Raw genomic sequence first — 25934 nt, 5'->3', positions numbered from 1 at the left:
GCAATCTCTTACGGGGCTTAGATGCCCAGGCAGAGGTATTTGATTTCCAGGTAATCCTCGATCCCGTACTTGGAGCCTTCACGGCCCAGGCCCGAAGCCTTGATGCCGCCGAACGGCGCCACTTCGTTGGAGATCAACCCGGTGTTGACCCCGACCATGCCGTATTCCAGGGCTTCGGCCACACGGAACACACGGCCCAGGTCGCGGGCGTAGAAGTAGGAAGCCAGGCCGAACTCGGTGTCGTTGGACATCGCGATCACTTCGGCTTCGTCTTTGAAGCGGAACAGCGGCGCCAGCGGGCCGAAGGTTTCTTCCTTGGCAACGGCGGCGTTTTTCGGCACGTCGACCAGGATGGTCGGTTCAAAGAAGTTGCCTTCCATGACCTTGCCACCGGCCAGCAGCTTGGCGCCTTTGCTCAGGGCGTCGGCGATGTGTTCCTGGACCTTGGCCACGGCTTTTTCGTCGATCAGCGGGCCAGTGGTGGTGCCTTCTTCCAGACCGTTGCCGATCTTCAATTTGGCCACCGCGACTTTCAGTTTTTCCGCAAACGCGTCGTACACCGAATCCTGGATGTACAGGCGGTTGGCGCAGACGCAGGTCTGGCCGTTGTTGCGGTACTTGGAGATGATCGCGCCTTCGACGGCCTTATCCAGGTCCGCGTCGTCGAACACGATAAACGGCGCGTTGCCGCCCAGCTCCAGGGAAACTTTCTTGATGTCCTTGGCGCATTCGGCCATCAACTGGCGACCGATTTCGGTGGAGCCGGTGAAGGACAATTTACGCACGATCGGGTTGCTGGTCAGCTCGCCGCCGATGTCGCCGGCACTGCCGGTGACCACGCTCAGCACGCCTTTCGGGATACCGGCACGGTGCGCCAGCTCCACCAGGGCCAGGGCCGAGAACGGGGTTTGCGAAGCCGGCTTGATCACCATGGTGCAACCGGCGGCCAGGGCCGGGCCGGCTTTACGGGTGATCATCGCGGCCGGGAAGTTCCACGGGGTGATGGCGGCGGTCACGCCGATAGGCTGTTTGATCACGATCAGGCGCTTGTCGGGCTGGTGGCCGGGAATCACGTCGCCATAGATGCGCTTGGCTTCTTCGGCGAACCACTCGATAAAGGACGCGGCGTAGACAATTTCGCCCTTGGCTTCGGCCAATGGCTTGCCTTGTTCCAGGGTCATCAGGCGACCGAGATCGTCCTGGTTTTCGATCAGCAGCTCGAACCAACGGCGCAGCTTGTTGGCGCGCTCCTTGGCGGTCAGCGCACGCCAGGCCGGCAGCGCCTTGTCGGCGGCTTCGATAGCACGGCGGGTTTCCGCGGCGCCCATCTTTGGCACGGTGCCGATAATCTCGCCCGTGGCAGGGTTGTTGACCTTGATGGTCTGACCGTTGTCCGCATCCACCCAAGCGCCATCGATAAAGGCCTGCTGGCGGAACAACTGGGAATCTTTGAGCTGCATGTCGGCTTTCCTTAACAGCACCGCGCGCACGCGGAGCGAATTAGAGTTGTTGAAAGGCGCCTTGTGGGCTGCCGTCAGGGAAATCAGCCCCCGCGCGCGCGATCAGTGAATAGCGCACGAGAGACAGAGCGTTTGAAATCTCAAACGAATCCTAGGATCAATGGGGGTACAGGGCAATAGTCTGTTCGAAAAAAAGAACGAAAACGGCGCATTTGCCGGATTTTTCTGATCAGCGTGATTCGAGCCCGTTCCGCCGTGTTGACCAACGGCGCCCGGCGCAGGGCCTCTGCGCGGCAAATGCCTACGTTTGAACGGCCAAAGACCGGCATGGACGCCCAAGGTCGACATGGGTATGATGTCGCCCGCACAAGCATCCGTAGCTCAGCTGGATAGAGTACTGCCCTCCGAAGGCAGGGGTCGTGGGTTCGAATCCCGCCGGGTGCACCACATACTAGTTTCTGGCTGTCTCAGACAGTCTACGAAACACCCCAAGAAGCCCGCCCTGTGCGGGCTTTCTTGTTCCTGACTGTTCACCTCTGTCTACCCCTATATCTTCCCACCGTGTATCCCACTATGTATCCTTGGATAAAAATAGAACTCGGGGGATACAGTCCCATGAAGCGCTCTGAAATCAAGCGTCGTCCATTGTCAGACACGGTTTTAGCGGGGCTGGAGCCTGACACCAAGGAATACCGGGAGCAGGACGGCAACGGTCTGTATTTCCGCGTGAAACCCGACGGTCAAAAGTCCTGGCAGCTACGCTATAAAACTCCAGCCGGCAAATGGAGCTGGCTAGGCTTGGGGGGCTATCCCGAGGTAAGCGGTTCACTAGCACGTCAGAAGGCTTCTTCGCTTCGCAGTGACGCAGCCGACGGCAAAAACCCCATCGCGACGAGACAGGCTCGCCGGGCTGCTGAGCTAGCGGCTAGTAACAATACGTTCGAGTCACTTGCACGCGAGTGGTACACCTCTCGACTCACCTCCTGGGATCCCGGCACCGCTAAACGGATTTTGGGAGCGTTAGAGCTCCACGTATTCCCCATCTTCGGCAATCGCCCATACACAGGCATTCTGTCGATGGAGTGGATGGTGCTGCTACGCGGAATGGAACAAAAAGGCATTCTTGAGCAGTTGAGTCGGGTCAGAGCCTACTGCAAGGAGATTTATGACCTGGCTCGTGTAACAGGTCGCGCAATAAACAACCCCCTTGAAGGGGTGCACAAATTTTTATCTACAGGCAAGGTCGAGAATTTCGCCCACGTCAGCATTGAAGAGTTGCCCGCGCTCCTTCGCGCCATTCGCTCATACCCTCATGCCAAAGATGTACAGTTGGGTCTACGCCTACTAGCCCTAATAGCCGTACGCCCCAGTGAGTTGCGAGAAGCCAGATGGAAGGAGTTCGACTTAGATAAAAAACTTTGGACGATCCCAGTGGAACGCAAAGGCCGTAAGAAAGGCCTCGAGCACTTAGTACCACTCAGCCGTCAGACCGTTGAAGCCCTTAAGGAGCTGCACATACTGACCGGCGCTTACCCGCTACTTTTTCCTGGCAGAAGCGACCGCACCAAACCTCGAAGCGATACGGTATTTCTAATGGCTCTACGCCGACTCGGCTATCAAGGTCGACAGACAGGCCACGGGTTCCGGCATATCGCTAGCACCGTTCTGAATGAACATGGGTTTGATGCTGACCATATTGAAGCCCAGCTAAGTCATAAAACGCCAGGTGTGCGCGGGGTCTACAACAAGGCCCAGTACCTAATTCAGCGAACAAAAATGATGCAGTGGTATGCCGATTACCTTGATCGATTGGAGAAAGGTAACGTGATCGAAGGGAATTTTGGCAGGGTCGAATAATGATGCGTTTCCGTACCCCCTCAAAAAACGGTGTTCCAGGTGTTCCAGAAATGCTGAAAGCCACGTATTTCGTGGCCTTCAGCGGTGGAACACCTTTTTATTTTAGCTGGAACACCTGGTGTTCCACACAAAAAAGGTGTTCCAGGAACAAACCCGAAAATATTGGCCTCTTAACAAGCTACGTACTTAGAAAACAGCACAGCAGCGGAAGAACGACGCAGCGCCATCTATCTCCTGTCGGCAGTTGTTCAGAAGGGAACACGGAGCACTGTTTGTGGCGCAGGTTTGATTTTCAGACCATGGGCGCGGGGAATTCTAAATGAGGGATGCTCGATTTCTTGCGCTGTTTCGCATTGAAGGTCTGGTTCGCGCTATCGAGGCCTACTGGGGGTTTCTTTTCAATGATGACACTCGCTGGGGCGCTGACCGGTTAAAGCAAGAAGTCATGTTCGGACAAGATGGCGGTGCTCCCGGAATCTCAGTGATTAATGGCCTCTTGTCCGTTTTAGCGGGGCAAAACAAAGCCCGTTCGCCACTTGAATCACTCCGGATCACTTCAGCACATTCCGCCATCCTACTGGCTGAAAAGTCCTTGACTGAACCTCTGAGCAAGGCTGAGCTTAATGAACTGGGCTGGCTATTGACTAAGCTGGTCGCGCTAGACACAAAGCCAATCAAGGCGGCGCTCCTATCCCTGCAAGTCAAAGGTGGCGTTAAGTCGGGAGAATCCAGAAGAGCCGGAAACTCTGAGCGCGATGCCGCAATATGCCGTGCGGGTGAGCGCCTGAAGTCTGAGGGGCGCGGCGTTCGTGAACTATCAGGAATTATTGCTGATACAGAAACTGGTGCTGGACTGAGCAAGAAGCAAATCCGGGCTCTTCTAAGAGCCGGCAACGTGATTCCGGCTCCGCGTAAAAAAAAGCGGCAGTGAACAAGCGCACTTCCCATTGAGTAAATAGATTCGCTCCTGTCGATCACGGATACGCAGGAGATTGATATGTACGCAAACGCCGCTCCATCAGAATCGCTAAACACCGCTGCTCCCACCCAGGCGCGGACAAACGTCACCCACGGCCCGCATGAGTTTTTGACTGGCGGGCAAGTCGCTTACGCACTGCGCATCTGCCCCGAAACCCTTGCGGAATGGCGCCGCAAGGGTAGACCTCTCAACTGGACGAACGTCGACGGCAGGCCCAAATACCGAAGGTCCGAGGTATTGCGCTGGTTGTACCGTTGCAGCAAAAACATCGGAGATTTAGAACCGCTCGTAAGTGTTCCTCATGGTTTTTTGTCTGAAGGACAAGTCGGTTACGCGCTGCGCATAGGCTACGAAACTCTTGCGGATTGGCGCCGCCGGGGTAAGCCGCTCACATCGACAGGGATCGCAGGACAATACCGCTATCGCCTTGTCGAGGTGGTTCAGTGGATATTCCAATCCCGGAATGAAATTCTTTCTTTGGAAGCCACTACATTTGGGCCAGAAGGGGACGATCATGACTGACCGGACCCCACTCCCCTTTCAACTTGATCCAGCCACTACGCTTATCCGTATAGGTGAAGTCTCAGCCATCGTCGGTCTTGCCAGATCCACGATTTACAAGCTGATGTGCCAGCCGGAAAGCGGCTTTCCTCTCCCCGTCAAACTCAGCGAAAGCAACGCCCGTGGAGCGCCGGTAGCCTGGGTTTTAAGCGAAGTTCAGAACTGGGTCCGAGCACGCATTGCGCTACGCGCCAAGGAGGCCGCATGAGAGCGTCTGTAGCCCAAAAGGCGGCGTTACATCCATTCTCCCTACTCCGGCAAATCGGCCTATCTCCGGCGACCATGCAACGCCTCATCCGGTATCGAAATAAGCACGAAAGCCTGGGCCGGGCTGTCGTCGTCATGACCTGGCCTGACGGCACTTGGGGCGTACTCGCTATGCACACCGAGAAGTTCAGCCTCGTCGCTATCGACAGTGACCAAAAAGCAGCGGCCTATGAGGATGCTCGCTCGATGAATGAGGGCGGTTATCTACCGCTGCTTAACCTGCGCTGGGAATTTCATGCTTGAAATGAAAACGCCCCCGGCTGCAACCGGGGGCGTTGGAGGTAAATCTAGATGCCCAATCAATGTATTTCGCCCCCAGCAAATCTGCAAGATTCGCTTGTGGTTGCACGTCGGAAAACTGAGCGCTATGCTCTGGCCGTCGCTGCAAATTCAGCGACCGGGTTTAGCGGCCCGAGTTTAAGAAGGCGCACAGGCGCCACCATTTCGATTGCAGGCGCTTTTTTTGTGCCCGCACTCCTGCGTTATGGCGGCTGTGCACGGGAGACCTTCGGGTCTGCCGGGTTCCTTCTTACCCGGTCCGCTAACCCGTGCATAGCTGCCACCCATATTCGTTTAGCGGCGATTCGTGGCAGCTTCTACTTAAGAAGGAGCTCCACCATGCACGCCCTCAATCCGTCCAAAATCCGTGCTGCTGCCCACCGGGCAATGGCTCGCGCCGCTCTACACGCAAACTCCAGCCTCCGTTCTCGCCTCGCCCGTTACAACTCTCACATGGAAAAAGCACGCGCCCTGGAAGCCACAGGGGGTGTGAAATGAAATCTAAATGCCTTGCTCTGCCAGAAGAGCTTTTGACCGTCTCCGGCGACGTCGAAGCAGGCATACAGATCGATGCGATCAGCTGCGCCATCATTCGCGCCGACTCGGTCTTGGCCTTGCTTGAGGAACACTTCATAGAGGGCAGACCGCCGCTCCCATCAGCGATAGTGGCGGGCACCCTTTGGGATGTACGCGGCGCACTGGCTCTCATAAAAACACTGGCCGAACACGGCCATGATTCCACTCGCAAAATGCCTCGTGATGGAGGTGCCCTATGACCTCGCCAGCCGAACACAAAACACCGGGCCATACACAGTTCACCAAGGTGAACAAAGAAGGTCGGATGCTGTTTCGCGTCAACCCAGGCATATCAATCGATGAGGCTTTAGAGGTCGCATCACACCTGCAATTTTTCGCCAATCAATTCGCGTTCGACGCCGCCATGACCGATAACTGCGAGCGGCTAAGTTGGGCGTCTTATTACCTGGGCGAAATGGCGAAAGCACTCATTGATGACGTCACGGACGGGCTATTTCTTGCGAGGCCCGACCAATGACCGAGCGCCCCGCTAAAACAGGCAAACGCCCCAGCTTCGCCCAGGTGAAAGCCGCCTCCCTTAAGGCTATTGACCGAGTATTGGCTCATTGGCTACCCAACGGGAAACGCGAAGACGGTGGCAAGGAGTATTCAGCGCCGAATCCAACTCGCGCCGACAAGCACGCCGGATCGTTCAAGGTGAATTTAGCCAAGGGCACCTGGGCGGATTTTGCCACCGGCGACAAGGGCGGCGACCTGATTGATTTGGTCCGTTATTTGGATGGTGGAACAGAGGTCGAAGCGTGCAACAAACTCGCCGAGTTTTTGGGTGTAACCAACGACTCAAATAGCGTCTCAACAGCTGCGAAATCGGCGCCAAGCAAAACACCGGATTGGGTGGCGATCCGCCCCATTCCTGATGAGGCCATGGCGAAAATTTTGGTCAAGCATCGCCAGCATGGAACGCCCTCAAAGGTTTGGATTTATCGAGACGCCGACGCCCTGCCGTTGATGGTGCTCTATCGCTTTGACCTGCCTCCAGATGACAGCGGCAATCCGCGTAAGGTGTTTGCACCTCTGACCTGGTGCAAAGGCAAAAATGGTGTCCTCCAATGGCGCTGGCAAGGTCTGCCGGAACCGCGTCCGCTGTTGCACCTCGATCACCTCAAGCAACGCGCCGAGGCGCCAGTCGTCGTTACTGAGGGGGAGAAATCTGCCGACGCCGCCGCAATGCTCCTGCCAGGGTACGTCGCCACCTGCTGGCTCAACGGAACAAACTCTTGGCGCAAGTCTGACTTTAGTCCTTTGATTGGGCGCGATGTGCTGCTGTGGCCTGATAACGATGCGCCAGGGCTCAAGTGCATGGACGAGCTGGCAGAGCACCTGCGAACGCTGGGAGCGGCCTCTGTGCGCGTTCTGGCGCTCGCGGTGTTCAGTCAGCGACCCGGCCTCAATGGAGAGGCACCGACCTTTGCCAAGGGCGGTGTGTGGGCGGACGGCGATGATGCTGCCGATGCTCAGGCAAAGGGTTGGACACCCGCCCACTTTGCCAAGCTGGAGCACACCGGAGAGCTTTTCTCTCTGCCGCTCACGGCGCCCGGCGACAAACCGTCCAAAGCCAAGGAGACCACGAGCAAACAACCTGCTAGGAAATCCAAAACAAATACGCTGCCAGGTGGCTTTCGGCTCACATCCGAAGGCGTGTTTTATGCCGGTGATGATGGTGAAGCTAGGCCAGTGTGTTCTCGCCTGGAAATCCTTGCCCGCACCCGAGACGAAAAGGGCCATAACTGGGGCTTACTGGTTGAACTGGACGATCCCGACGGAGAAAGAAAACGCTGGAACATCCCCGCTCGTAACATGGCCGGAGACTTCGGCAAAGAGGTATTAGGTCCGCTGGTGGATATGGGCTTGCGGTTGGCGGGAAATCGCTCAGGGCGTAACGCTCGCAACGATTTGCAGGGCTACCTGCAAAGCTACGACAGTGACAAACGCGCCCGAGTGGTTAACCGACTTGGTTGGCATGACGATGCCTATCTGCTTCCAGAGCGACAGATTGGTGCCAGCAAAGAGCAACTGCATTTCTACGATGCGGGCGCTCAACTTCCGCCCATCAGTCAGGCCGGAACACTCGAACAATGGCAGCGGCATATCGGTTACCTGTGCATTGGCAACCACCGTCTGACATTCGTCGTGAGTACCGCTTTCGCGGGGCCATTACTGCACATGCTGGGTCATGAGTCGGGAGGCTTTCACCTTTACGGTGACAGCTCCGGCGGGAAGACCACACATTTGCAGGTAGCCGCATCGGTCTACGGGAGTCCGCGTTGCGTGCGCTCCTGGCGCTCGACTGATAATGCCCTGGAGTCCATCGCAGCCGCGCACTCAGACGGCTTATTGGTTCTCGATGAAATCGGGATGTGCGATCCGCGCATCATTGGCGAAACGGTTTACATGCTGGGCAATGGCGCCGGTAAAGCACGCGCTAATGATCGAGGCCAGGCCGGTCGTAACGTTCAGGAATGGCGTTTGTTGTTTCTCTCGACCGGAGAAAAGACGTTGGCGCAACACATGGCAGAGGCCAACAAGGATCTTAAAGCGGGCATGGAAGTACGCATGCTCGCAGTGCCGGCCGATGCCAGCAAAGGGCTTGGAATGTTCGACGTCCTCAATGGCTTTGAGGATGCGGCTGCGCTTTCAGACGCTCTAAAAGCACGGGTGACCAAGTACTACGGCTCCCCGTTAACTGCCTTCCTGTCCGCCCTATGTGAACCCGGAAAGATGCTGGGGTGGTCGACCATTTTGCGCCACACCATTGAGCGGTTTGTCTCGACTTCACTACCCGAGTTAGCAAGCGGACAGGCCCAACGTGCGGCCACTCGGTTTGGATTGGTCGCCGCTGCGGGGGAGTTGGCCACCGCCTTGGGGATAACAGGTTGGCCTGAGGGTGGAGCGACCACGGCAGCAAAGGTTTGTCTCAATGCCTGGCTGAATGAGCGAGGCGGCGCCGGAAACTTCGAAAGTGACGCCATCGTCGCGCGCCTTCGCCAAGTGATAGAGCGTTTTGGAGAGAGCCGTTTCACTCGCTGGGAGTCCGCCGCCGCCAAGATCGACGAGCACGGCCCTCGCACCATTGACCGGCTGGGATTTCGCAAGACGCTGGAGCACGGGTTGGGCGATGCATTGCACACCACGACCACTTACTACGTATTGCCAGAGGCTTGGCGTACTGAAGTCTTCAAAGGCATGAATCTGAATGCCGTTAACAAAGAGCTATTGAACCGCGCCATTTTAGAACCTGGCAGCGATGGCAAAGCCGCTCAATCGGTAAGGCTGCCGGGCATGCCTAAAGCCCGCGCCTACGTTTTTAACTCATCCGCACTCATGGCGGATGACAGCGGACACTCCATCGAGGCCGCATAAATTAGCTATCCATTTCGGCCTGCCTTTTCGGCAAGCCTTTCGCAGCACCATATGTAAATGGAGATACCCCCATGTTTAAAAGAAACACGCTTTCAACCCCTGAAATCAAAGCGGCTCAAACCAAACACGCAGCTCACCAAAAAACGCTCCAAGAAATGGAAAGGACCAAGGAACAGCTAACCCACAAATTAAAGTCCCTGGTCGCTGAGGACGCTATGGACAAGGAAGCCAAAGCATCTGCGCATGACAAAGCGCTCAAAGCCTACAGTGCGGCCATTGCTGCTGGCGATACAGCTGCTGAAGCCGAAGCAGACACAGCTCTGCAATCAATCCTTGGCGAGTCGGACAGAAGCCGTGGCAAGCACCTGGCTCGAACTGCTGCCATCGCTAAACTTGAACAGGAAGTCACTGAGATCGACCAACGACTTGAACAGGGTAACCAAGCGTTGGAGACTTCACACAAGGAGCTCTTGAGAGCAATTCTGTACAAACGAGCGGAGCAAATAAGAAGCAGCGCTAATGAGTTGGTGGCAGTAGCCAAACAGTATCAGCAGGTCGCGCATCTCATGGGGCTGCAAGGCTCTTTGCAGGACATTCGGATTCCCTTACCTCCCACTCACCGGGAGGACCGGTTTGACTACGTCGGCCCTCATACAATCAGGACAGGCCCAACGAGACCGACAGTTGAGGAACTGCTGTTGGACTGAATTGACACACCATCAACGTGGAACACCTTTTTCCCCTGGAACACGTGGTGTTCCAGCTCAAATAAAAAGGTGTTCCGCCCTGAAAGCCACGTACTCCGTGGCTTTCAGCTTTAGTGGAACACCTGGAACACCTGGAACACCGTTTTTTGAGGGGTATTGGTTTTTAACCTCCGTCACCCCGTCTCATTCGGCGCCGTCAGCGAGATTCTGTACGAAAAGTCCGTATGGTTAGAATCGCGCCATGATTGGCTGGAGGCCCGCATGTCAAAGCGTTACGAACTCTCCGATGCATCTTGGGAATTGATCAAGGATCTGGTTTCTCCCGAGCAGAGGATGGGTCGACATCGAACACGCCTTTACGCGCTGCTTACAGCCGATCAGACTCTTCCTCCGACACCAAATACTCAACAAAATCCAAGTAGGAACCCCATACTTCAGGTGCTGTCATCAATGCTTCTTTACCAATGCGGTTAACATCAATCGCATCACACCAGAGCACCTGCCCCAACTGGGAGTTGCAGTCCATCACGATTAGACCTTCAGCAGGCTCCCCCAACACAAGATAATTTGAAGAAAGTGGGCCACTGCTTCTCAAGCGCTTCGTTTCAACAAGAACATTAGTTGGAGATTCCCAACCGATCTGGTGCAGCGGTAAAACATAAATACCACTTCCGTCAAAAAACTCCCCCACCAATTTGAAGCTACTGGGAAGTGATACTTTCAACTCATGCTCCAGCTTTTCAATAAAATCCGGGGCCACTGCGCGAATACCATTCAACGACTCAAATCGACTCCTTACCATCTCTAAGCTTGACATTCCAACCTCGCTGTTTTTTTACACGCCACTGCCAATATTCTCTAGGTTTTGTACGAAAAGTATTGCCGTATACAACGTGGGCAGCAGCGGGGTTTGCCACGCACATGCCAGACCGAATCTACTACATCTATCCTCACACAAATCACTCCTGACGCAACCTTGCCGACCGTTGAGGAGCGGCTCTCGGACTGAATCAACAGACTATCAACGTGGAACACCTTTTGCCGCTGGAACACCTAGTGTTCCAGCTCAAATAAAAAGGTGTTCCACTCTGCAAGCCCCGTAACTCGTGGCTTTCAGCCTTAGTGGAACACCTGGAACACCTGGAACACCGTTTTTTGAGGGGTATCGGTTTTTAACCCCCCATCACCCCATCGCATTGCGCGCCTTCAGCGAGCATCAGAGGGTCGCCACACGACTGCCGCCCCCCTCCTCCAAGCGTCTAGACAGCAGGCAAAACAACGCCTTTCCGCGCTGCTCATGGGTCCTTTGGGAGGTTATTTGGATTGGGGTAATTCGAACCCTGATGTTTTTACAGATTCAAGTGCCTATAGGGGGTTCCGTCTCCGGTTGATTAGGTAGCTCAGTAGGTGACCAATACAGCGTACCCAACCCTCACCAAATCTCATTGATGCTGCTGAGGTGTCACGGAGAGAAGCGGCCCCCTGTGACCGCCACCATTGCCCGCTGTAGGTGAACCAGGTAGAGGGTGCGGGGTGAGAAAGCATCTACCCTCCCCAAATCCGGTGTTCCATGTGTTCCAGGTGTTCCGAAAACGCTGAAAGCCACAGGATGCGTAGCTTCCAGGGGTGGAACACCAGATAAAAATAGGCGGAACACTTGGTGTTCCAAGCACAAAAGGTGTTCCTGCAAAAAAGGAACACGAAAATCCACATGGGAGTCTTAAAATCGTCCTAATTTTACTCAGCGATAATACTGTACTCATCGCTGACTGTTACGTCTCAGCAAGGCAAGCGACCGACGAAGAGCTATAATTCGAATGTATCTACGACACCAGTGCCGATTTTGTAAGCATGTAAAAATCACCCATCAAGTTTTATGCGACCAGCGATAGTTTCAACCAGTTTTTTGGCCGTTACTGGTTTATCATGCAGCCTTGTCCAAATTGTTATAACTGTTAAGAAACCTGCAATTCCAGATGCAGATATAAATATAATTCTCCAAGTGCTGGCAGCAAAAATAAAATCATTGAAACTACTTGCGGCTAGCGATGCCAGCAAAGTAAGGAATATACCCAAATAGGTAACCCAATCTCTCGACTTTGCCAGACCTTGGTGGTAGTCCTTTATGATTCTATATAATTTATCTTCGGTTATGCTTATAACATGTGTATCCGTATTCTGTGATATTCCACTATAGTTAATTCCAGTTGAATCAGGAATAATAACTTTTGGAGCAATAGAGTCACCCACCCGATAGTTATCCATGCTGCTCACTCCTATACCACATCACGCCACCAAAGTTGTAATGTGAGGTGATTGGTCCCTCCAATATTGGTATTTACCATTAGCATCTCGACCACACCCGCGTTGTTGACTTTAGCAAGTTCGTAAGGAGTATTTAACGCCGTCCCTAGAGAATTACTCCAATTAACGAGCGTCATCACAGAACGGCCATTCTCAGCCGTGAAGGTAACGTTTTGTGTTCCTGCGTTCTGCTGAAAATTAATTGTCAAAGGAAGTGTAGTTAAAGATCCACCATATTCTGCCCCAAGCTCAATATCAATTTCGCACCTCATTGCACCTGGGATAATAAGGTTATAGGTCGAAATCAGGCGCTTACCGTTCAATCGGATTTTCTGTGTCATAAGTCACTACGCAATTTGGTTAATATCGCTGATCTAGTAGCATGGCCTTATCCGAAAGTACAGCGTAACGCTACGTGCGTGACGCATCTGAATGGCTACTCATGGCCGGCTCTGTTAAAAACAGCAGGCTATGGTTTCCACGGCAGAAAAGTACGCGTATGAGCTTGAAATCTACATTTTGAGCAGAAAGTTAGCGCTTCGATTTCGCACAGCGGCGTGCAAGGAAGGTGTTTTCAGCGGACAATATTCTGGCAGCCTGGAAAAAACGACCTCTTCAAAAAAGTAGGCTCCTAGCAGGCGTGCATAGCGGGCAGTTCGCGGTCAGAACCTAAAAGCTGGCGACCACCCGCCGCTGGCGGATTGGCTGGTGGGTTGCTATACCATAGGAGCAATAATTGCTAGGTTGGGGCTAACGTGCATCAGGCGCGTTAGGGAGCTACAACGATCTACCTTTGGGAACAGACTGCACAGGCATTGCGGCAACGATGATCAGAATGATGGGTACAGGTAACAACTGATGTACGACAGGCGATGTGTTTTCCCGAGCCGAAGGGGTATCATTACGCCACTGTTTCCCTTACATCACGGACGAATCGGACAGAATGGCGTTGAAATTGGCGTTTGAAACGGAGGACCTCCGAGACCTTTGCGCTAGCGAAGTGATTGCCATTCAGGAGTTGTCACCTGTGGTGGCGCAGAGCCTATTCAGAAGACTCGCGGACATCCGTGCCGCGTCGAATATCCTTTACCTCCCCGTCGGCAAGCCCGCCGAACTTGACGCCGCTCCCCCTGGCCTGGTGGTCGTTAGGCTCCATCAGAATCATCATCTTTTATTCAGTGCCGCTCATCAACAAATTCCAATACTGTCCTCTGGTAATGTAAACTGGAGCTCAGTAACTTCTGTAAAACTGTTGAAGATTGGAAAAGACAATGATGAATAACTCTATGTTTCAGCCAACCTGGGTTTCACCTCCCGGCGAAACAATTCTAGACATTCTCTCTGATCGAGAGATTAGTCCGGAATCCTTGGCACGAAACATAGGTTACGATTTAAATTGTATCAAAGACCTCTTTGATGGAAGTCATGAAATAGGTGAGCATTTAGCTCATAAGCTAGCTGACGCTATTGGTCCTGACGCTGAGTTTTGGCTAACACGAGAACAACAATATCGCGAAGATGTTTCTCGAATTTATAGAAAAACTAGCAAAGCGGAAGAAAACTGGCTTGCTGATCTTCCAATCAAAAGCATGCAGACTTTTGGATGGATTTCAAACTCGGACAGCAAGTCTAAAAAAGTTATTGATTGCCTTGATTATTTTGGAATATCTGACATTAGCGCATGGAAAGATGTCAGCGCCGAATTTACCAGGGAAACGCGCTTCAGAACGAGCCAGACGTTTGATCAGGAAGTCGGTGCTACGGCGGCGTGGGTACGATTTGGAGAAAATAAGGCTTCAAAAATCTCATGCGAGCCTTGGGATAAAGATAAACTTCTGAGCAATATTGAAGCAATCAGAGCTCTCACGCATATTTCCGAACCTTCACTATTTATTCCTGATCTTCAAGCCATCTTAAACAATTCCGGCGTTGCATTAGTTATCTCTAAAACTCCAGAGGGCTGCCCTGCGAGCGGAATGGCTAAATTTATTTCAGAAGACAAAGCACTCATTATGCTGAGTTTTCGCTACCTATCTGATGATCATTTTTGGTTTTCATTGTTTCACGAAATTGGTCACTTGGTCCTTCATGGACGTAAGAACACATTTGTGGAAGGCGAAGGCTTTGAATGCACTAAAGAAGAAAAAGAAGCCAATAACTTTGCAGCTCTCACACTTATTCCCAAGGGCTTTCGAGAGAGCATGAAAGCTCATGCCACTGACTACAGAAGTATCTTAAAGTTCTCCAAGTCGATCGGCATTGCGCCCGGCATAGTGGTGGGGCAAATGCAGCATGAAGGGATACTAAAGTCAGGGCATATGAATAAGTTGAAGGTTCGATATTCCTGGTCTGCTATCTGATTAGCCTCTAAATCGCACGAACCTGCCTGGGGATTTTTGCCAGTTACATAGTGCGTCCTCGATAACCTGCATACCGACTCCTAGGATGGTGTCCATATGCCTTATCTTTTGCTCCAACACTACAGCAGATAAGTTAGCTTTGGTTGTACCGCCAAAGAGCAAGCGAGCCCCTTTGAGCGGGCCAGTTGCCTCCGCCATGTAGGTTGAATCTGCCACTATGGTGGAAATCCCCACCTTCCCAATCATGGTGAGGTAATCAAACTTTCCGGTTCGACCAAACCGCTTTACGACTCCCATGGATCTATAAAGCTTGCCGAACGCAGCTCTGGGATCACCACCAGATTGCGTTAGCGCGTTAGTGAACAGACCCGTATGGGAGCCGTGCTCCATTACCCAATTCACATAACTCTCAATGATCTCTCCTGTTGAGTTGCGCTTAGCCGGATCGAGAGACTCATATTTGCGATGATTCCCGAATTTTCGACCACCGCTCCTGAGCACTGCTTGATTGCGGGCAATCCATTCACTCATAGCCACGGGATTGGTGCTGACCAAGGGCCATGTCCAATTGTGCGAAGCGCCGAGAGCACCGTAAACATCTTTTGTTAACAGCCAGCCTGTTCGACTAGCCTTACCAAAATGCGTAGCCAAGAAAACCAACCAACTTGCCTCCTCTAAATCTCCGGCTTGTGCCTTCAAAACTGAAGCGCGGATGGGATCGAAGTAGTCGCTGCTGGGGTTAACACGATTGGGACTGATAGGCCTAGAGGCAATAGCTGCCACGTAGTCGACTCGCCGAATGCTCTCTACTAGCTGTTCCAGAAGCGCAGCTTTGTTTTCTACCGCTGCGGCCCCAGGAAGCAGTAAGCCACCTTTCACAACTTGATTGAGCTTCGCGTTCAATGACTGTTTGATGGTTTTTCTCGACTGTATCAATTTACGATCTCCTTGGCCTTTTTCGAGATCCATTCTTGAATGGATGTACGTACTGAAGAGGTCACGCCATAACTGCTTTGGATGTTGTGATTGTAGCCTAGTATGTGTACATCTCTTCCGATCTCGATATCCGCTATTTGCGAAATTTTTCCTTCATAGCTGAACCCACTAATATGTTTTCCGTTCTTTCGTGGTAAGCACCAAGCCTCCATGGGCTCTTTTTTGAACGAAACACCGCTAGCCCGTTCAAAATTATCCACCACGGTCTTTCCGTTCAACACCAGTATCTTTATGGGAGAATACTTTAACACCTGACCTAAAAAACTAGCGGATATGACAAGTAAAGATTCGCGCTGCCAAGTCTTTAAAAAGGCCCATTTCATTCCTGTTGCATAAGGTATAAGGTCTAAATGACAGGCATGAAACAGCGAACTGTAGAAGGAATCATTGGTTCCGCTTAAAAGCAGGTCCAAGGGTTTGAACCAAGCATCGTAAGGATTTCTGAAAAAATACTCTGTGCAAGAAGTATGTATGGACTGAAGCTGTGCGAGCGTTAGGTCATTCCAGCTATCTAATTGGAGAGACGCCAGCGTGTGAAACCGTCTAGCTGACTCTTCAAGTTCTATTCCTTCAGACGATACGAACTCCCTGTCACTGGGGTTCAAACCGACTGTTGCTATGGTTGCTTTGCAGGGGTCTCCAAAGTAAGGGATTGGGGCAGCCCATTTGATAACGTCCAACGTGTGCAAAAACTGTTCAGAGATGAGGGTGATCATTTTCTGTAAAATTGCCAGTTGGGCATCAGAAATTGCGTCGATACTATTGGAAGCCTGCAATTTACGCTCCATTTCCTTGAGATGACTTAATTTTTCGCACGGCTAGACTTCTGAGCTCATCATTCTTTATTGACCGCTCAATGCCTACCAATTGTGCAAAACTCTTGGACTTCACAAGATTGAAAACCTCAAGAAGAAGTGAGATATCTCTCCAATAATCATCAGAATGCACGTCGGAATTTATTTTATTTGATCGCCTCAGTTCTCTCTCATGCTTAAGCAACCGCAGGACATTACTAGTCTGATCACCAATGGGCATAGGAGGCATATAGACTTTTTCCTGCCACCCCTCATTCTGGAAGCGTTCAACTTTTTCTAAGTCATTTATGTAGAGATGTAAACTAGTCACATAATGCCCATACTCTCCAATGGGCATTCCTAATTTTCGTGCGACCAACTCTTGAAGCATTGTGAAAGCAAAAATATCGTGAGGAAGCCCCTTAAAAGCATCATTAGATCGCATTGATGTATAGAGACTGAGTTTGCCGTCTCTGACTAAAAACTGAAGCGTACAAGTGCATGGAACATCTTTGTGAGGTGCTTTCAGATCTGAACTGGAAAACAGCTGCACGACTGCTTTCCGGGTAGAGTTTCGCTCTTGTAGATCCTCGATAACTGCTGAAATTTGACCGTTAGCACCGAATAGCTTCGGTCCATACGCACCGAAGATCGTTTTGCCGTCATCTGAATACTTGTGGTAATCCTGAATGTAATATTGGATATGGTCCAACTGGTTCGAGCCAGAAAGATACCAGAGAAGCTCGCCCAAGCAGCTGAAGATCGTTCCTTTGCCTTCAGTACGGCTTAATCTCCCCAAAGGATTAGTTAACTTTAGCAACACACCAGATAACTCTTTGGTTTTGCCTTTGGTGGGATCAGCCTCTGTCCCATTATCAAGAATTTCTTTAAATACCTTCTTTAAAAGGTCATCAACAGTATCGCGTTCTATAAACACTAGCAGCTCCTGTTGGAAATTCGTGTTTAGAACAGAAGATTCAGCTGCGGTGCGGCAGTCGCCTTAAGCGTCTGATACTCCACCTTTAATTTTTTTGCGCACTCTATTATTTGCTTTCTAGTTCCTGGCACCGCTCCAAGCTGAATAGCTTTCGTGCGAACTGCCAATTTAATATCGTAGTGCGGATAGGATGCGGAGCTTTGAAACCACTTGCGCCGAAGACCTATTTGTGAGGCGAAGCTGTGAAGCTCATCTAATGTATCGGCGACTAAATGGCACCACTCGCTGCCTGCCCATTTCACTTTAACGTTATCAACGTAGATGGTCATGAATCGGGCATCCAGCAAGAGAACACGGTCATTTTTTTTGGAGGGGAGATGCGCATATTTCCGTCCGTGGCAAGAGGTAGCGGTTGGACTGTAGCATGGCCATGTAGTGGGCGGAATAGTCCAAAGGGTTAAAGCTTGAGCGCCAACCGAAACCCACACCGACGGCAAAAAATAGGGGGAAATGCAGTGAAAAGGTCTAAAAACTGAATCGCCCTGAATTATCTAGACTTTCGATTAACCGGTTTTGGCCAATAACCTCCGTGCATCACGGTAGGAATCCAACCTTGAAGGAGTCTTCAGGCTCAAATAGACATTAAATCCATTAGCAAATTTATTAGAGCCCGTCATCATCAAAAATTGGCTTTCGTACACCGTGATTGGATCACCGTTTGGCTAGTAAAACTCCCCGTGTATCCCCCCATGTATCCCTAAACTTTATTAGCTTAGTAATCTACATATAAATCAAAGGCCTGCGACATGAATTCAAATGACGCCGGTCCATATAGCAGTCTCGGGCTGTCTCAGACAGTCTACGAAACACTCCAACAAGCCCGCCCCGTGCGGGCTTTCTTGTTTCTGACGATCCGCGAATCCCCCCTCTCGCGCCTTTTAATCACACGCCTTAACCTCCTCATAAATACAACCCCAAGCTCAGCAACCCCCACCAGCCAAAATCCCCCCAGAAACAGTCTGGCATCCAACCAGAACCCTGACATACGATACCCCCCCTCACCCCCGGAGACTCACGGATGAGCACCACCGCCCCCCAATCGCTCTCCCTCTCATTGCGCTCTTACTCAGGTCAGGTCGAGCTTCACCAGCACGACTTCCATCAAATCGTGCTCCCTCAATCCGGGTCGATGGAGATTGAGGTCGACGGGCGAGGTGGCAAGGTCGATGCGAGTCAGGGGGTGGTGATTTCTGCTGGGGCCCGGCATACGTTCCTGGCCAATACCCATAACCGTTTCCTGGTGCTGGACGTCTCGACCGAGCGTGGCGAAGCGCAGAAGGGCACGGTTGCTTCCCTTGACCCACTCAACGACAAGCGCTTTTTTGCGGTCAGGCCCGATATACGACATTTACTCGATTACGCCAGCAGCAACGGGCCCCGGTTGGTCGGGTCGCTCGCGATGGCCGAGTCCTGGAGTCGGTTGTTGTTGTGTTCGTTATTGCAGCCCGAGGTTGCGCGGAGCGATCCCGGCCAGTTCATTCTTGCTCGTGCGTTGGCCTACATTGAGCAGCACCTGGGCACCGCCCTGACGGTGCATGATATTGCGCGTTATGCGGGCACGAGTGAGCGGCGTTTGTATGTGCTGTTTGGGCAGCACCTGAACACGACGCCGTTCTCGCATATCGCGAACTTGCGCCTGAATCTGGCCATTGACCTGCTGCGCCAAACGTCTTTGTCGATTATTGATATTGCGCATCGCGCCGGGTACGCCGACCAGAGTGCGTTAACCCATGCCCTGAAGAAAGCCCGCCATCTGACGCCGGCCGTGGTGCGTAAACAAGGGCGCGCCCCCTGAAAAAACAGCAGTCCCGAACAATTCTTCGGCGGGCCTGATCAATACTCGCTCTCTCGACCTTTCTATTGTTCCCGCTTGAGGATTATCCGCAGACGGGGCTTGCATGAGCACTTCCAACCCATCCATCACCCTTGCCAAGGGCGCCGCCAGTGCGACGCTGATCGGGGTGATTGCCGTGTTTTTGTGGGCGTGCCTGGCGCTTCTGACCACCTTGACCGCCGGGATCCCGGCCTTTCAGTTGCTGGCTTCGAGCTTCGCGGTCGCGTTCGTGGCCAGCCTGTGCGTGCTGGGGCTGCGTGGCGCTGCTGGGTTCAGCAGCTGGCGCCAGCCCTGGCCTGTGTGGGCCACGGGTTTTGCCGGGATCTTTGTCTATCACGCGTTGTATTTCTTTGCCCTGAAGGCCGCGCCTGCGGCTGAAGCCAGCCTGATTGCCTACCTGTGGCCGCTGCTGATCGTGCTGCTGTCGAGCCTTGCCACCGGCGAGTCGCTGCGCAAGCGCCAGCTGCTGGGCGCCTTGCTCGGCCTGGCGGGGACGGCCTTCATCATGCAGCTGCGGGCCCGGAGTGACAGTGCGTCGATGCCGGTGATCGGTTACGCCGCCGCCTTTGCGTGCGCCTGGGTCTGGGCGATGTATTCGGTGTTCAACCGGCAGTTCAGCCATGTTCCGAGCAGCATCATCGGGGGTATTTGCGGGCTGGTGGCAGTGGCCGGCGGGCTCTGTCACCTGGCTTTCGAAACCACGGTGCGGCCTGAGCCGGGCCAGTGGGCCGCAATCGTTGCCCTGGGGCTGGGCCCGGTGGGCCTGGCTTTTTTCGCCTGGGACCACGCGACCAAGCACGGAAACCTATCGATGCTGGGCGCCCTGTCTTACCTGGCGCCGCTGTTCTCCACGCTGCTGCTGATTGCCGTGGGGCAAAGCGATGCCAAGCCGATCTTGATGATTCCCGCGGTGTTGATCATTACGGGGGCGGTCATCGCCACTTCACGCTCACGCACGACCTCACGGTGATCTCGACGGGCCGAGTTTTTCAGTCGCGCCCATACGCCCCCCACTTCCTTTCTCTGTCTTGCTTGGGGAGTCGGGAGCGGGGCAAAGACTGCGGCGGTCAGCGTGCGCGTCAGACCCTGGCAGGCGACACGATAATCTTCACATTGTGTTCCTTGTTTTTAACCAGCTCCTCAAAGCCCTGCCCCACGATCTGCTCTAACTGAATGCGCCCCGTCACCAGTGGCGAGATGTCCAGCCGCCCATCCGCGATAAACGCGATCACGTCGGCGAACTCCCCGTTGTAGGCCAGCGCGCCGAGTACCTGTTTTTCCGTGGCCACCAGCTCGAAGAAGTTGAATTCACTGGGTTCTTCGAAGATGCCCACCAGTACGCACTTGCCGGCCTTGCGGATCAGGTCGATGGCGAGTTTGGCCGTGTGTTTGTTGCCGATGCATTCGAAACTGACGTCCGCGCCGAGCCCGCCGGTGAGGCGGCGGACCTCGGCCAGGGCGTCGCATTCATTCGGATCGAGCACATGGGTCGCGCCCACTTCCCGGGCCTTGGTCTTGCGCGCGCCGGACATTTCCAGCGCGATCACCTGCGCCGCGCCCGCCGCCTTGGCGCACATGATGGTGCACAGGCCGATGGTGCCGGCGCCGACCACCACGACGTTTTGCCCGAGCAGGCTTCCGGCTTTTTTCACCGCGTGCATGCCGACGGCCAGAGGCTCGATCAGCGCCCCGGCTTCAGCGGGGAAGTTCGCCGGTAGCTTGTACAGCAGGTTGGCGGGCACGTTGACCAGTTCGGCGAAGGCGCCGTTGTTCATCAGGCCGGTGAAGGCCAGGTTCTCGCAAATGTTGTAGAGCCCGTGGGTGCAGTAGTAGCAGGTGCCGCAATGCTGGCAGGCGTCGGCCGCCACCGGCTCGCCGACGCTGAAGCCCTGTACGCCGGCACCGAGTTCGACGATCTCGCCACAAAACTCATGACCGAGAATGCACTGGCCCTTGATCCCGGTCAGCGGGTGCGGGGCGTCGACCGGAATGAACACCGGGCCGGCCACGTACTCATGCAGATCGGAGCCGCAAATGCCGCACCATTGCACGCGGATCTGCACCCAACCGGCAGGCGGCGAAACGGGCAGCGGCACGTCTTCGACGCGGATGTCGTTACGACCGTGCCAGACAGCGGCACGCATGCTGCGTTGCGAGTTGCTCGAAAGGCTCATAGCGAAGTCTCCTTGAAACGGTTGGCACTGGCGCGCCGGGTGGGTTGCCAGTGGCCAGAGCAAGGCCGGTGCCAGCTGTGCAAAAACGCCTGGACGCCCCTCTCCTAGAGCCGCCGAATGCAAACCTCAGGGTGGCCGGCATTGAGGTCAAACGAGACGCGCCATGCCAGATCGCACACGGTAGCGACGAAACCGTGAGACGTTGCGTCTCACTTCAAGCGTTGATGCCAGGGGCGTGCCTGATCCACCTCAGTCGTCTTCAATAGGGGCGCTTCGCACCCCAGCGCGGGGCAAGCCCGCTCACCACAACAAGCCCGCTCATCACAGCAAGCCCGCTCACCACAAGTAGGGTGTTCGCCCTTAACTGACGAACCGGCGCCAACCAAGGGTGCTCAAGCGGCCCAAGCCACCTGTATGACGTTTTGTCAGCCGATCTGTATCTAACGCACGCCCTGCTCCCGCCCTACCATCAGGCGCATCCAACCTGCGCAACGACGCGCTCAACCTACAGGAGTTAACCCATGCCCGAACTGTCGAGCCTGCTGGCGTATGGTCTGATTTCCCTTGGCATGGTGCTGACGCCCGGCCCGAACATGATCTACCTGATTTCGCGCTCGATCTGCCAGGGGCCGCTGGCCGGATTGATTTCACTGGGCGGCGTGGCGCTGGGTTTCGTCGTGTATATGCTGTGCGCGGCGCTGGGGATTACCGCGTTGCTGATGGCGGTGCCGTATGCGTATGACGCACTCCGGCTCGGCGGTGCGCTTTACCTGTTGTACCTGGCCTGGCAAGCGGTCAAGCCCGGCGGGCGCTCGGCGTTTCATGTGCGCGACTTGCCCAGGGACGGCCCACGCAAGCTGTTCATGATGGGCTTTGTGACCAACCTGTTGAATCCGAAAGTCGCGGTGATGTATCTGTCATTGCTGCCCCAGTTCATCTCCCCCACTGGCCACGGCAGCGTGCTGACACAATCCATCGTTCTGGGTTTTACCCAGATCATGATCAGTGTGAGCGTGAATGCGCTGATCGCCATCATGGCCGGTTCCATCGCGGCCTTCCTGGCGGCCAAGCCGGTTTGGCAGCTGGTGCAGCGCTGGCTGATGGGGACGGTGCTGGCTGGCCTGGCGGTGCGCATGGTTTTTGATGCGCGGCGTTGAAGACGGGCCTTGAGGGCACTGTGGTGAGCGGGCTTGCCCCGCGTTGGGCTGTGCAGCAGCCCCAAAACCAGACGCTGTGCGCTATCGGGTATACCGCATTTGTCTTCATTGGGGGTGCTTCGCACCCCAGCGCGGGGCAAGCCCGCTCACCACAGATTACCAGTGGCCCATTCTTTCTTGGTCAGTGCTTGCGCAGCGCCTCCAGCCGTGCGGGCAGGTCTTCCTCGGGGAATCGCGCGTGCAAGGCCAGCAATTTTTCATCCGCGGCTTTGCTTTCACCCGCTTCACGCAAGCGCACGATCGACTGTAACTCTTGCTCCAGCGACGGCAACGCTGACGGTGCGCGCTTGCTGAGCCTGGCGCTCGATTCATCTGCCAGCGCACCTGCCATCTCAGCCTGAACCGGCGCACGTTCAGCCTTGGGCGCGGCGGCGATGCGCGCCATCGGCGCCGGTGCGGAGAACGCTTGCGGCGCCGGGCGGGCGGTTTCCTCGTGCAGGGCGGAGAAGGTCGCCGTGGAGATTTCGGGTTGCGGCACGGGCGAGCGCGTGACCACGCCGATCATCAGCGCCAAGCCGGCCACGGTGGCGAATGCCATTTGCCAGCGCGGGCGTTGGCAGGCGTGCAGCCAGCGTTGCCACAGGCTCGGTTGCGGTGCCGGGGCTTCGCGGCGGGCGGTGTTGAGGATGAAGGCGTCGAGGGACGCGGGCGGCTCGCCGCTGCTGTGTTGACGGTAATGCTGGATCAGCACGTCGTCGGTGTCGGGCGTGTGTCGGGAGTCGGTCATGCAAGTATCTCCTCGGCCAGCAGGCGGCGCAGTTTCTGCTGGGCGTAACGCAGGCGGCTTTTGACGGTTTCCAGCGGGGCTTGGGTGAGGGCGGCGATTTGCGGCACGTCGAGGTCGCCGTGCAGGCGCAGCAGGAAGACTTCGCGCTGGTCTTCGGGCAAGTCTTGCAGGGCGGCGTCGAGGCGCGCCTGGTCGCGGCTCAGGCTCAGCTGTTGCTCGGGGCCGGCGCTGTCGTCGGCCTGGGCGTGCAATTGCTCATCGTAGCTGTCGTGCAGCGGGTTGTGGATGCCGTGCTTGCGCCAGTGATCGATCAGGCGGTTGCGGGCGATCTGGAACAGCCATGTACGAAAACTCGCCCGGCCTTGTGGCTGGGTGTTGCTGCGGATCAGGCTGAGCCAGGTGTCCTGGTAGATTTCCTCGGCCAGTTCGGCCTTGTTGCTCAGGGACACGAGGAAGCGGTAGAGGCCTTGACGGTGCCGCGCGTACAAGGCTTCGAACGCGGCGGCGTCACCGGCGCGGTAACGGGCCAGCAGCGATTCGTCGCTGGGTGGGTCATCTGGAACAGCCATGCAGGGGGCGAACTCCTTTTATAAATTTAACGCTGTTCAAGTGTGGGAGGGGGCTTGCTCCCGATGGCGGTGTATCAGTAACAGATGTATTGACTGGCCCACTGCCATCGGGGGCAAGCCCCCTCCCACATTTGATCCGTGTCCTGTTCGAGATCAGGGTTTCAGGCTTTGGGCCAGTTCCACCAGTTGCACGAACTCGTTGCGCAGACCAAAGGGGTCATCGCCCCGGGCCGAGCGGGCCAGTGCGGCGGTGTCCTTCAAACTCATGCTGCCAGTGTAGCGGCCATCGCCCTTGAGCTGTTGGGCGAAGGCGGCCACCGCCGCCGAGAAGCGCAGATCGTCGCTGGTCTGGGTGGTTTCGTGGCGGATGGGCCGTTCGATCAAGCGGCTGTCACCGCCCGTGGCGGGCTTGTAGCGCACGCGCAGCATCGCCAGTTCATCGGATTGACCTTCGGCCGCAGGCGCAGTGGCGTAGCGCAATGGCTCCAACCAGCCCTTCTGGCCCTTCGGCACAATTTCATACAGCGCGGTCACGGTATGCCCTGCGCCGATCTCACCGGCATCGACTTTGTCGTTGTTGAAATCCTCACGCTTGAGGGCGCGATTTTCATAGCCCAGCAGCCGATACTCGCTGACCTGTGCCGGGTTGAATTCCACCTGCACTTTCACATCCCGCGCGACCACCGCCAGGGTTGAACTGAGCTGGTCCACCAGCACCTTGCGGGCTTCGCGCAGGTTGTCGATATAGGCGTAATTGCCATCGCCGGCATCCGCCAGTTGCTCCATCAGGTGCTCGTTGTAGTTATCCACACCGAAGCCGAGGGTGGTCAGGGACACCCCGCTTTTACGCTGCTCGACGGCCATTTGCTTGAGGCTGTCGAAGTCGCTGACGCCCACATTGAAGTCACCGTCGGTGGCCAGCAGGATGCGGTTGATGCCCTTGTCGATAAAGCCTTCGCGGGCCATCTGGTAGGCCAGTTCGATGCCGGATGCGCCTGCCGTGGAACCGCCGGCGGTGAGTTGATCGATGGCATTGCGGATCCTGGCCTTGTCGCGCCCCGATGTGGGCTTGAGCACTACGCGGGACTCACCGGCATACACCACCAATGAAACCCGGTCCTGATCACGCAATTGATCCACGAGCAATTTCAGGGTGCTTTGCACCAACGGCAAGCCTTCGCGGCGGTCCATGGAGCCGGACACATCCACCAGGAACACCAGGTTGGCCGGCGCCAGGTCCGCCACGGCGCGGTCGGACGCCTTGAGGCCGATGCGCAGCAATTGGGTATGCGGGTTCCACGGCGTGGCGGCGACTTCGGTGGTCACGCCAAACGGTGAGCCGTCGGTGGGCAAGGCGTAGTTGTAGGGGAAGTAGTTGACCATTTCCTCCAGTCGCACAGCGCCTTCGGGCGGCAGTCTGCCTTGGTTGAGGAAGCGTCTGACGTTGGCGTAGCTGCCTGTGTCGACATCCACACTGAAGGTGGACACCGGCGTCTCGGTCACGCGATGCACCGGGTTGTCCGGCAGGTTGGCGTATTGCTCGCGGGGTTCGCTGCGGTAGTCCATCGCCGCTGATTCCTGCATGCGCATTGGCGCGGGCATTGCCATGCGCTTGACCAACGCGCCCTGGACCGGCGCGCTTTGCAATTCGGCGACGGGCTCAGCCGGTTTGGCCAACTCAGGGGATGAGGACAGCCCACAACCGGCCAACGCCACCACCATGGTGACGGCAAAGCCTTGGGCGGCAGGACGCAGGAAGAGCAGAGGACGGGACATGGGCTGAACCTCGTGAATGAATGATCCGTTCACAAGGTCAGACGCAAGGTGCGGGGTGTTCGGGTTAACTCTTATTCAAATAACACAGACATTCAAATGTGGGAGGGGGCAAGCCCCCT

General features: G+C 55.1%; 26 protein-coding genes, 1 tRNA gene and 1 pseudogene. 16 read left to right on the top strand and 12 right to left on the bottom strand.

Annotated features, from left to right (window positions below):
- Nucleotides 1-17: 17 nt before the first annotated feature.
- Nucleotides 18-1460 carry an NADP-dependent succinate-semialdehyde dehydrogenase gene (gene gabD / locus BB029_RS23995; RefSeq protein WP_027607874.1) on the bottom strand — a complete coding sequence of 481 codons (1443 nt, stop codon included), beginning with the start codon at nt 1458-1460 and terminating at the stop codon, nt 18-20.
- Nucleotides 1461-1830: 370 nt separating this feature from the next.
- Here gabD and BB029_RS23990 point away from each other — a divergent pair.
- The 11 genes and pseudogenes from BB029_RS23990 to BB029_RS34335 all read left to right on the top strand — a co-directional run.
- Nucleotides 1831-1907: transfer RNA gene (locus BB029_RS23990), tRNA-Arg, on the top strand.
- Between the two features lie 168 nt (nt 1908-2075).
- Nucleotides 2076-3317: a tyrosine-type recombinase/integrase gene (locus BB029_RS23985; RefSeq protein WP_065941051.1), complete on the top strand. Its 1242-nt coding sequence runs from the start codon at nt 2076-2078 to the stop codon at nt 3315-3317.
- A 319-nt stretch (nt 3318-3636) separates the two neighbouring features.
- Nucleotides 3637-4248, top strand: coding sequence for a hypothetical protein (locus BB029_RS23980; RefSeq protein ID WP_065941050.1), 612 nt, complete (start codon nt 3637-3639; stop codon nt 4246-4248).
- Nucleotides 4249-4314: 66 nt separating this feature from the next.
- On the top strand, nt 4315-4818 hold the full coding sequence (locus BB029_RS33065; protein ID WP_141696580.1) for a helix-turn-helix domain-containing protein: 504 nt from the start codon (nt 4315-4317) through the stop codon (nt 4816-4818).
- Entirely contained in the window at nt 4811-5065 is a 255-nt protein-coding gene (locus BB029_RS23975; RefSeq protein ID WP_065941142.1) for an AlpA family transcriptional regulator, read from the top strand. Before BB029_RS33065 ends, BB029_RS23975 begins: the two co-directional genes overlap by 8 nt.
- A complete protein-coding gene (locus tag BB029_RS23970) occupies nt 5062-5367 on the top strand; it encodes a hypothetical protein (protein WP_065941049.1) in 306 nt (101 codons plus the stop codon). The genes BB029_RS23975 and BB029_RS23970 overlap by 4 nt, the downstream gene beginning before the upstream one ends.
- Nucleotides 5368-5897: 530 nt before the next feature.
- Nucleotides 5898-6179, top strand: a complete 282-nt coding sequence (locus tag BB029_RS23965; RefSeq protein ID WP_065941048.1) for a hypothetical protein — start codon at nt 5898-5900, stop codon at nt 6177-6179.
- On the top strand, nt 6176-6457 hold the full coding sequence (locus BB029_RS23960; RefSeq protein ID WP_027606917.1) for a DUF3077 domain-containing protein: 282 nt from the start codon (nt 6176-6178) through the stop codon (nt 6455-6457). The genes BB029_RS23965 and BB029_RS23960 overlap by 4 nt, the downstream gene beginning before the upstream one ends.
- The gene (locus BB029_RS23955; RefSeq protein ID WP_065941047.1) at nt 6454-9360 is read left to right on the top strand and encodes a DUF927 domain-containing protein; all 2907 of its coding nucleotides are present in this window, start codon (nt 6454-6456) and stop codon (nt 9358-9360) included. The genes BB029_RS23960 and BB029_RS23955 overlap by 4 nt, the downstream gene beginning before the upstream one ends.
- 71 nt (nt 9361-9431) lie before the next feature.
- Nucleotides 9432-10067, top strand: a complete 636-nt coding sequence (locus tag BB029_RS23950) for a hypothetical protein (RefSeq protein ID WP_065941046.1) — start codon at nt 9432-9434, stop codon at nt 10065-10067.
- Between the two features lie 261 nt (nt 10068-10328).
- A pseudogene (locus BB029_RS34335) lies at nt 10329-10418 on the top strand (IS5/IS1182 family transposase); the annotation flags it as partial.
- A gap of 16 nt (nt 10419-10434) precedes the next feature.
- Here the strand turns inward: BB029_RS34335 and BB029_RS23945 are convergent.
- From BB029_RS23945 to BB029_RS33055, 3 genes are all read right to left on the bottom strand, one after another.
- Nucleotides 10435-10845 carry a hypothetical protein gene (locus BB029_RS23945; RefSeq protein ID WP_256558425.1) on the bottom strand — a complete coding sequence of 137 codons (411 nt, stop codon included), beginning with the start codon at nt 10843-10845 and terminating at the stop codon, nt 10435-10437.
- 1082 nt (nt 10846-11927) lie between these two features.
- A complete protein-coding gene (locus tag BB029_RS33060) occupies nt 11928-12332 on the bottom strand; it encodes a hypothetical protein (RefSeq protein ID WP_141696579.1) in 405 nt (134 codons plus the stop codon).
- Nucleotides 12333-12343: 11 nt separating this feature from the next.
- Entirely contained in the window at nt 12344-12694 is a 351-nt protein-coding gene (locus tag BB029_RS33055) for a hypothetical protein (protein WP_141696578.1), read from the bottom strand.
- A 620-nt stretch (nt 12695-13314) separates the two neighbouring features.
- Between BB029_RS33055 and BB029_RS33050 the strand changes: the two genes are divergently transcribed.
- Together BB029_RS33050 and BB029_RS23940 are read left to right on the top strand one after the other, a co-directional pair.
- A complete protein-coding gene (locus tag BB029_RS33050; RefSeq protein WP_141696577.1) occupies nt 13315-13653 on the top strand; it encodes a hypothetical protein in 339 nt (112 codons plus the stop codon).
- A complete protein-coding gene (locus BB029_RS23940; protein ID WP_168166836.1) occupies nt 13646-14731 on the top strand; it encodes an ImmA/IrrE family metallo-endopeptidase in 1086 nt (361 codons plus the stop codon). The genes BB029_RS33050 and BB029_RS23940 overlap by 8 nt, the downstream gene beginning before the upstream one ends.
- On the opposite strand, the gene BB029_RS23935 is transcribed toward BB029_RS23940, so the two are convergent.
- The 4 genes from BB029_RS23935 to BB029_RS23920 are packed head-to-tail and all read right to left on the bottom strand — an operon-like array spanning nt 14732 to nt 17787.
- Nucleotides 14732-15700 carry a hypothetical protein gene (locus tag BB029_RS23935; protein WP_065941043.1) on the bottom strand — a complete coding sequence of 323 codons (969 nt, stop codon included), beginning with the start codon at nt 15698-15700 and terminating at the stop codon, nt 14732-14734.
- Nucleotides 15664-16503: a hypothetical protein gene (locus BB029_RS23930; protein ID WP_141696576.1), complete on the bottom strand. Its 840-nt coding sequence runs from the start codon at nt 16501-16503 to the stop codon at nt 15664-15666. Before BB029_RS23930 ends, BB029_RS23935 begins: the two co-directional genes overlap by 37 nt.
- Before the next feature lies 1 nt (nt 16504).
- Nucleotides 16505-17458, bottom strand: a complete 954-nt coding sequence (locus BB029_RS23925; RefSeq protein ID WP_168166835.1) for a thymidylate synthase — start codon at nt 17456-17458, stop codon at nt 16505-16507.
- A 26-nt stretch (nt 17459-17484) separates the two neighbouring features.
- Nucleotides 17485-17787: a DUF4031 domain-containing protein gene (locus BB029_RS23920; protein WP_065941041.1), complete on the bottom strand. Its 303-nt coding sequence runs from the start codon at nt 17785-17787 to the stop codon at nt 17485-17487.
- Between the two features lie 749 nt (nt 17788-18536).
- Here BB029_RS23920 and BB029_RS23915 point away from each other — a divergent pair.
- Both BB029_RS23915 and BB029_RS23910 read left to right on the top strand, forming a co-directional pair.
- A complete protein-coding gene (locus tag BB029_RS23915) occupies nt 18537-19313 on the top strand; it encodes an AraC family transcriptional regulator (RefSeq protein WP_065941040.1) in 777 nt (258 codons plus the stop codon).
- Nucleotides 19314-19416: 103 nt separating this feature from the next.
- Nucleotides 19417-20322, top strand: coding sequence for a DMT family transporter (locus BB029_RS23910; protein WP_065941039.1), 906 nt, complete (start codon nt 19417-19419; stop codon nt 20320-20322).
- Nucleotides 20323-20431: 109 nt separating this feature from the next.
- On the opposite strand, the gene BB029_RS23905 is transcribed toward BB029_RS23910, so the two are convergent.
- Nucleotides 20432-21496: a 2,3-butanediol dehydrogenase gene (locus tag BB029_RS23905; RefSeq protein WP_227451536.1), complete on the bottom strand. Its 1065-nt coding sequence runs from the start codon at nt 21494-21496 to the stop codon at nt 20432-20434.
- A 551-nt stretch (nt 21497-22047) separates the two neighbouring features.
- Here BB029_RS23905 and BB029_RS23900 point away from each other — a divergent pair.
- Nucleotides 22048-22683, top strand: a complete 636-nt coding sequence (locus BB029_RS23900; protein WP_065941038.1) for a LysE family translocator — start codon at nt 22048-22050, stop codon at nt 22681-22683.
- A gap of 181 nt (nt 22684-22864) precedes the next feature.
- Here BB029_RS23900 and BB029_RS23895 read toward each other — a convergent pair whose 3' ends face one another.
- The 3 genes from BB029_RS23895 to BB029_RS23885 form a co-directional block, all read right to left on the bottom strand.
- Nucleotides 22865-23470 (bottom strand): hypothetical protein, encoded by a 606-nt coding sequence (locus tag BB029_RS23895; RefSeq protein ID WP_065941037.1) that lies wholly within the window; start codon nt 23468-23470, stop codon nt 22865-22867.
- Entirely contained in the window at nt 23467-24039 is a 573-nt protein-coding gene (locus BB029_RS23890) for an RNA polymerase sigma factor (protein WP_065941036.1), read from the bottom strand. The genes BB029_RS23895 and BB029_RS23890 overlap by 4 nt, the downstream gene beginning before the upstream one ends.
- 153 nt (nt 24040-24192) lie before the next feature.
- On the bottom strand, nt 24193-25815 hold the full coding sequence (locus BB029_RS23885; protein ID WP_065941035.1) for a VWA domain-containing protein: 1623 nt from the start codon (nt 25813-25815) through the stop codon (nt 24193-24195).
- Nucleotides 25816-25934: the final 119 nt, after the last annotated feature.

This window comes from Pseudomonas sp. S3E12, assembly GCF_001702295.1.
Taxonomy (GTDB): Bacteria; Pseudomonadota; Gammaproteobacteria; order Pseudomonadales; family Pseudomonadaceae; genus Aquipseudomonas; species Aquipseudomonas marginalis.
This window is presented reverse-complemented; position numbering and strand designations above follow the sequence as displayed.

Bases quoted from the DNA above. Each gene is read 5' to 3' on its own strand.
- BB029_RS23970 (WP_065941049.1), top strand. From the start codon at position 5,062: ATGAGAGCGTCTGTAGCCCAAAAGGCGGCGTTACATCCATTCTCCCTA.
- BB029_RS23920 (WP_065941041.1), bottom strand. From the start codon at position 17,787: ATGACCATCTACGTTGATAACGTTAAAGTGAAATGGGCAGGCAGCGAG.
- BB029_RS23915 (WP_065941040.1), top strand. From the start codon at position 18,537: ATGAGCACCACCGCCCCCCAATCGCTCTCCCTCTCATTGCGCTCTTAC.
- BB029_RS33065 (WP_141696580.1), top strand. From the start codon at position 4,315: ATGTACGCAAACGCCGCTCCATCAGAATCGCTAAACACCGCTGCTCCC.
- gabD (WP_027607874.1), bottom strand. From the start codon at position 1,460: ATGCAGCTCAAAGATTCCCAGTTGTTCCGCCAGCAGGCCTTTATCGAT.
- BB029_RS23960 (WP_027606917.1), top strand. From the start codon at position 6,176: ATGACCTCGCCAGCCGAACACAAAACACCGGGCCATACACAGTTCACC.
- BB029_RS23975 (WP_065941142.1), top strand. From the start codon at position 4,811: ATGACTGACCGGACCCCACTCCCCTTTCAACTTGATCCAGCCACTACG.
- BB029_RS23885 (WP_065941035.1), bottom strand. From the start codon at position 25,815: ATGTCCCGTCCTCTGCTCTTCCTGCGTCCTGCCGCCCAAGGCTTTGCC.
- BB029_RS23980 (WP_065941050.1), top strand. From the start codon at position 3,637: ATGAGGGATGCTCGATTTCTTGCGCTGTTTCGCATTGAAGGTCTGGTT.
- BB029_RS23895 (WP_065941037.1), bottom strand. From the start codon at position 23,470: ATGACCGACTCCCGACACACGCCCGACACCGACGACGTGCTGATCCAG.
- BB029_RS23935 (WP_065941043.1), bottom strand. From the start codon at position 15,700: ATGGATCTCGAAAAAGGCCAAGGAGATCGTAAATTGATACAGTCGAGA.
- BB029_RS23910 (WP_065941039.1), top strand. From the start codon at position 19,417: ATGAGCACTTCCAACCCATCCATCACCCTTGCCAAGGGCGCCGCCAGT.
- BB029_RS33050 (WP_141696577.1), top strand. From the start codon at position 13,315: ATGGCGTTGAAATTGGCGTTTGAAACGGAGGACCTCCGAGACCTTTGC.
- BB029_RS23890 (WP_065941036.1), bottom strand. From the start codon at position 24,039: ATGGCTGTTCCAGATGACCCACCCAGCGACGAATCGCTGCTGGCCCGT.
- BB029_RS23955 (WP_065941047.1), top strand. From the start codon at position 6,454: ATGACCGAGCGCCCCGCTAAAACAGGCAAACGCCCCAGCTTCGCCCAG.
- BB029_RS23905 (WP_227451536.1), bottom strand. From the start codon at position 21,496: ATGCGTGCCGCTGTCTGGCACGGTCGTAACGACATCCGCGTCGAAGAC.
- BB029_RS23985 (WP_065941051.1), top strand. From the start codon at position 2,076: ATGAAGCGCTCTGAAATCAAGCGTCGTCCATTGTCAGACACGGTTTTA.
- BB029_RS23940 (WP_168166836.1), top strand. From the start codon at position 13,646: ATGAATAACTCTATGTTTCAGCCAACCTGGGTTTCACCTCCCGGCGAA.
- BB029_RS33060 (WP_141696579.1), bottom strand. From the start codon at position 12,332: ATGGATAACTATCGGGTGGGTGACTCTATTGCTCCAAAAGTTATTATT.
- BB029_RS23965 (WP_065941048.1), top strand. From the start codon at position 5,898: ATGAAATCTAAATGCCTTGCTCTGCCAGAAGAGCTTTTGACCGTCTCC.
- BB029_RS23950 (WP_065941046.1), top strand. From the start codon at position 9,432: ATGTTTAAAAGAAACACGCTTTCAACCCCTGAAATCAAAGCGGCTCAA.
- BB029_RS23900 (WP_065941038.1), top strand. From the start codon at position 22,048: ATGCCCGAACTGTCGAGCCTGCTGGCGTATGGTCTGATTTCCCTTGGC.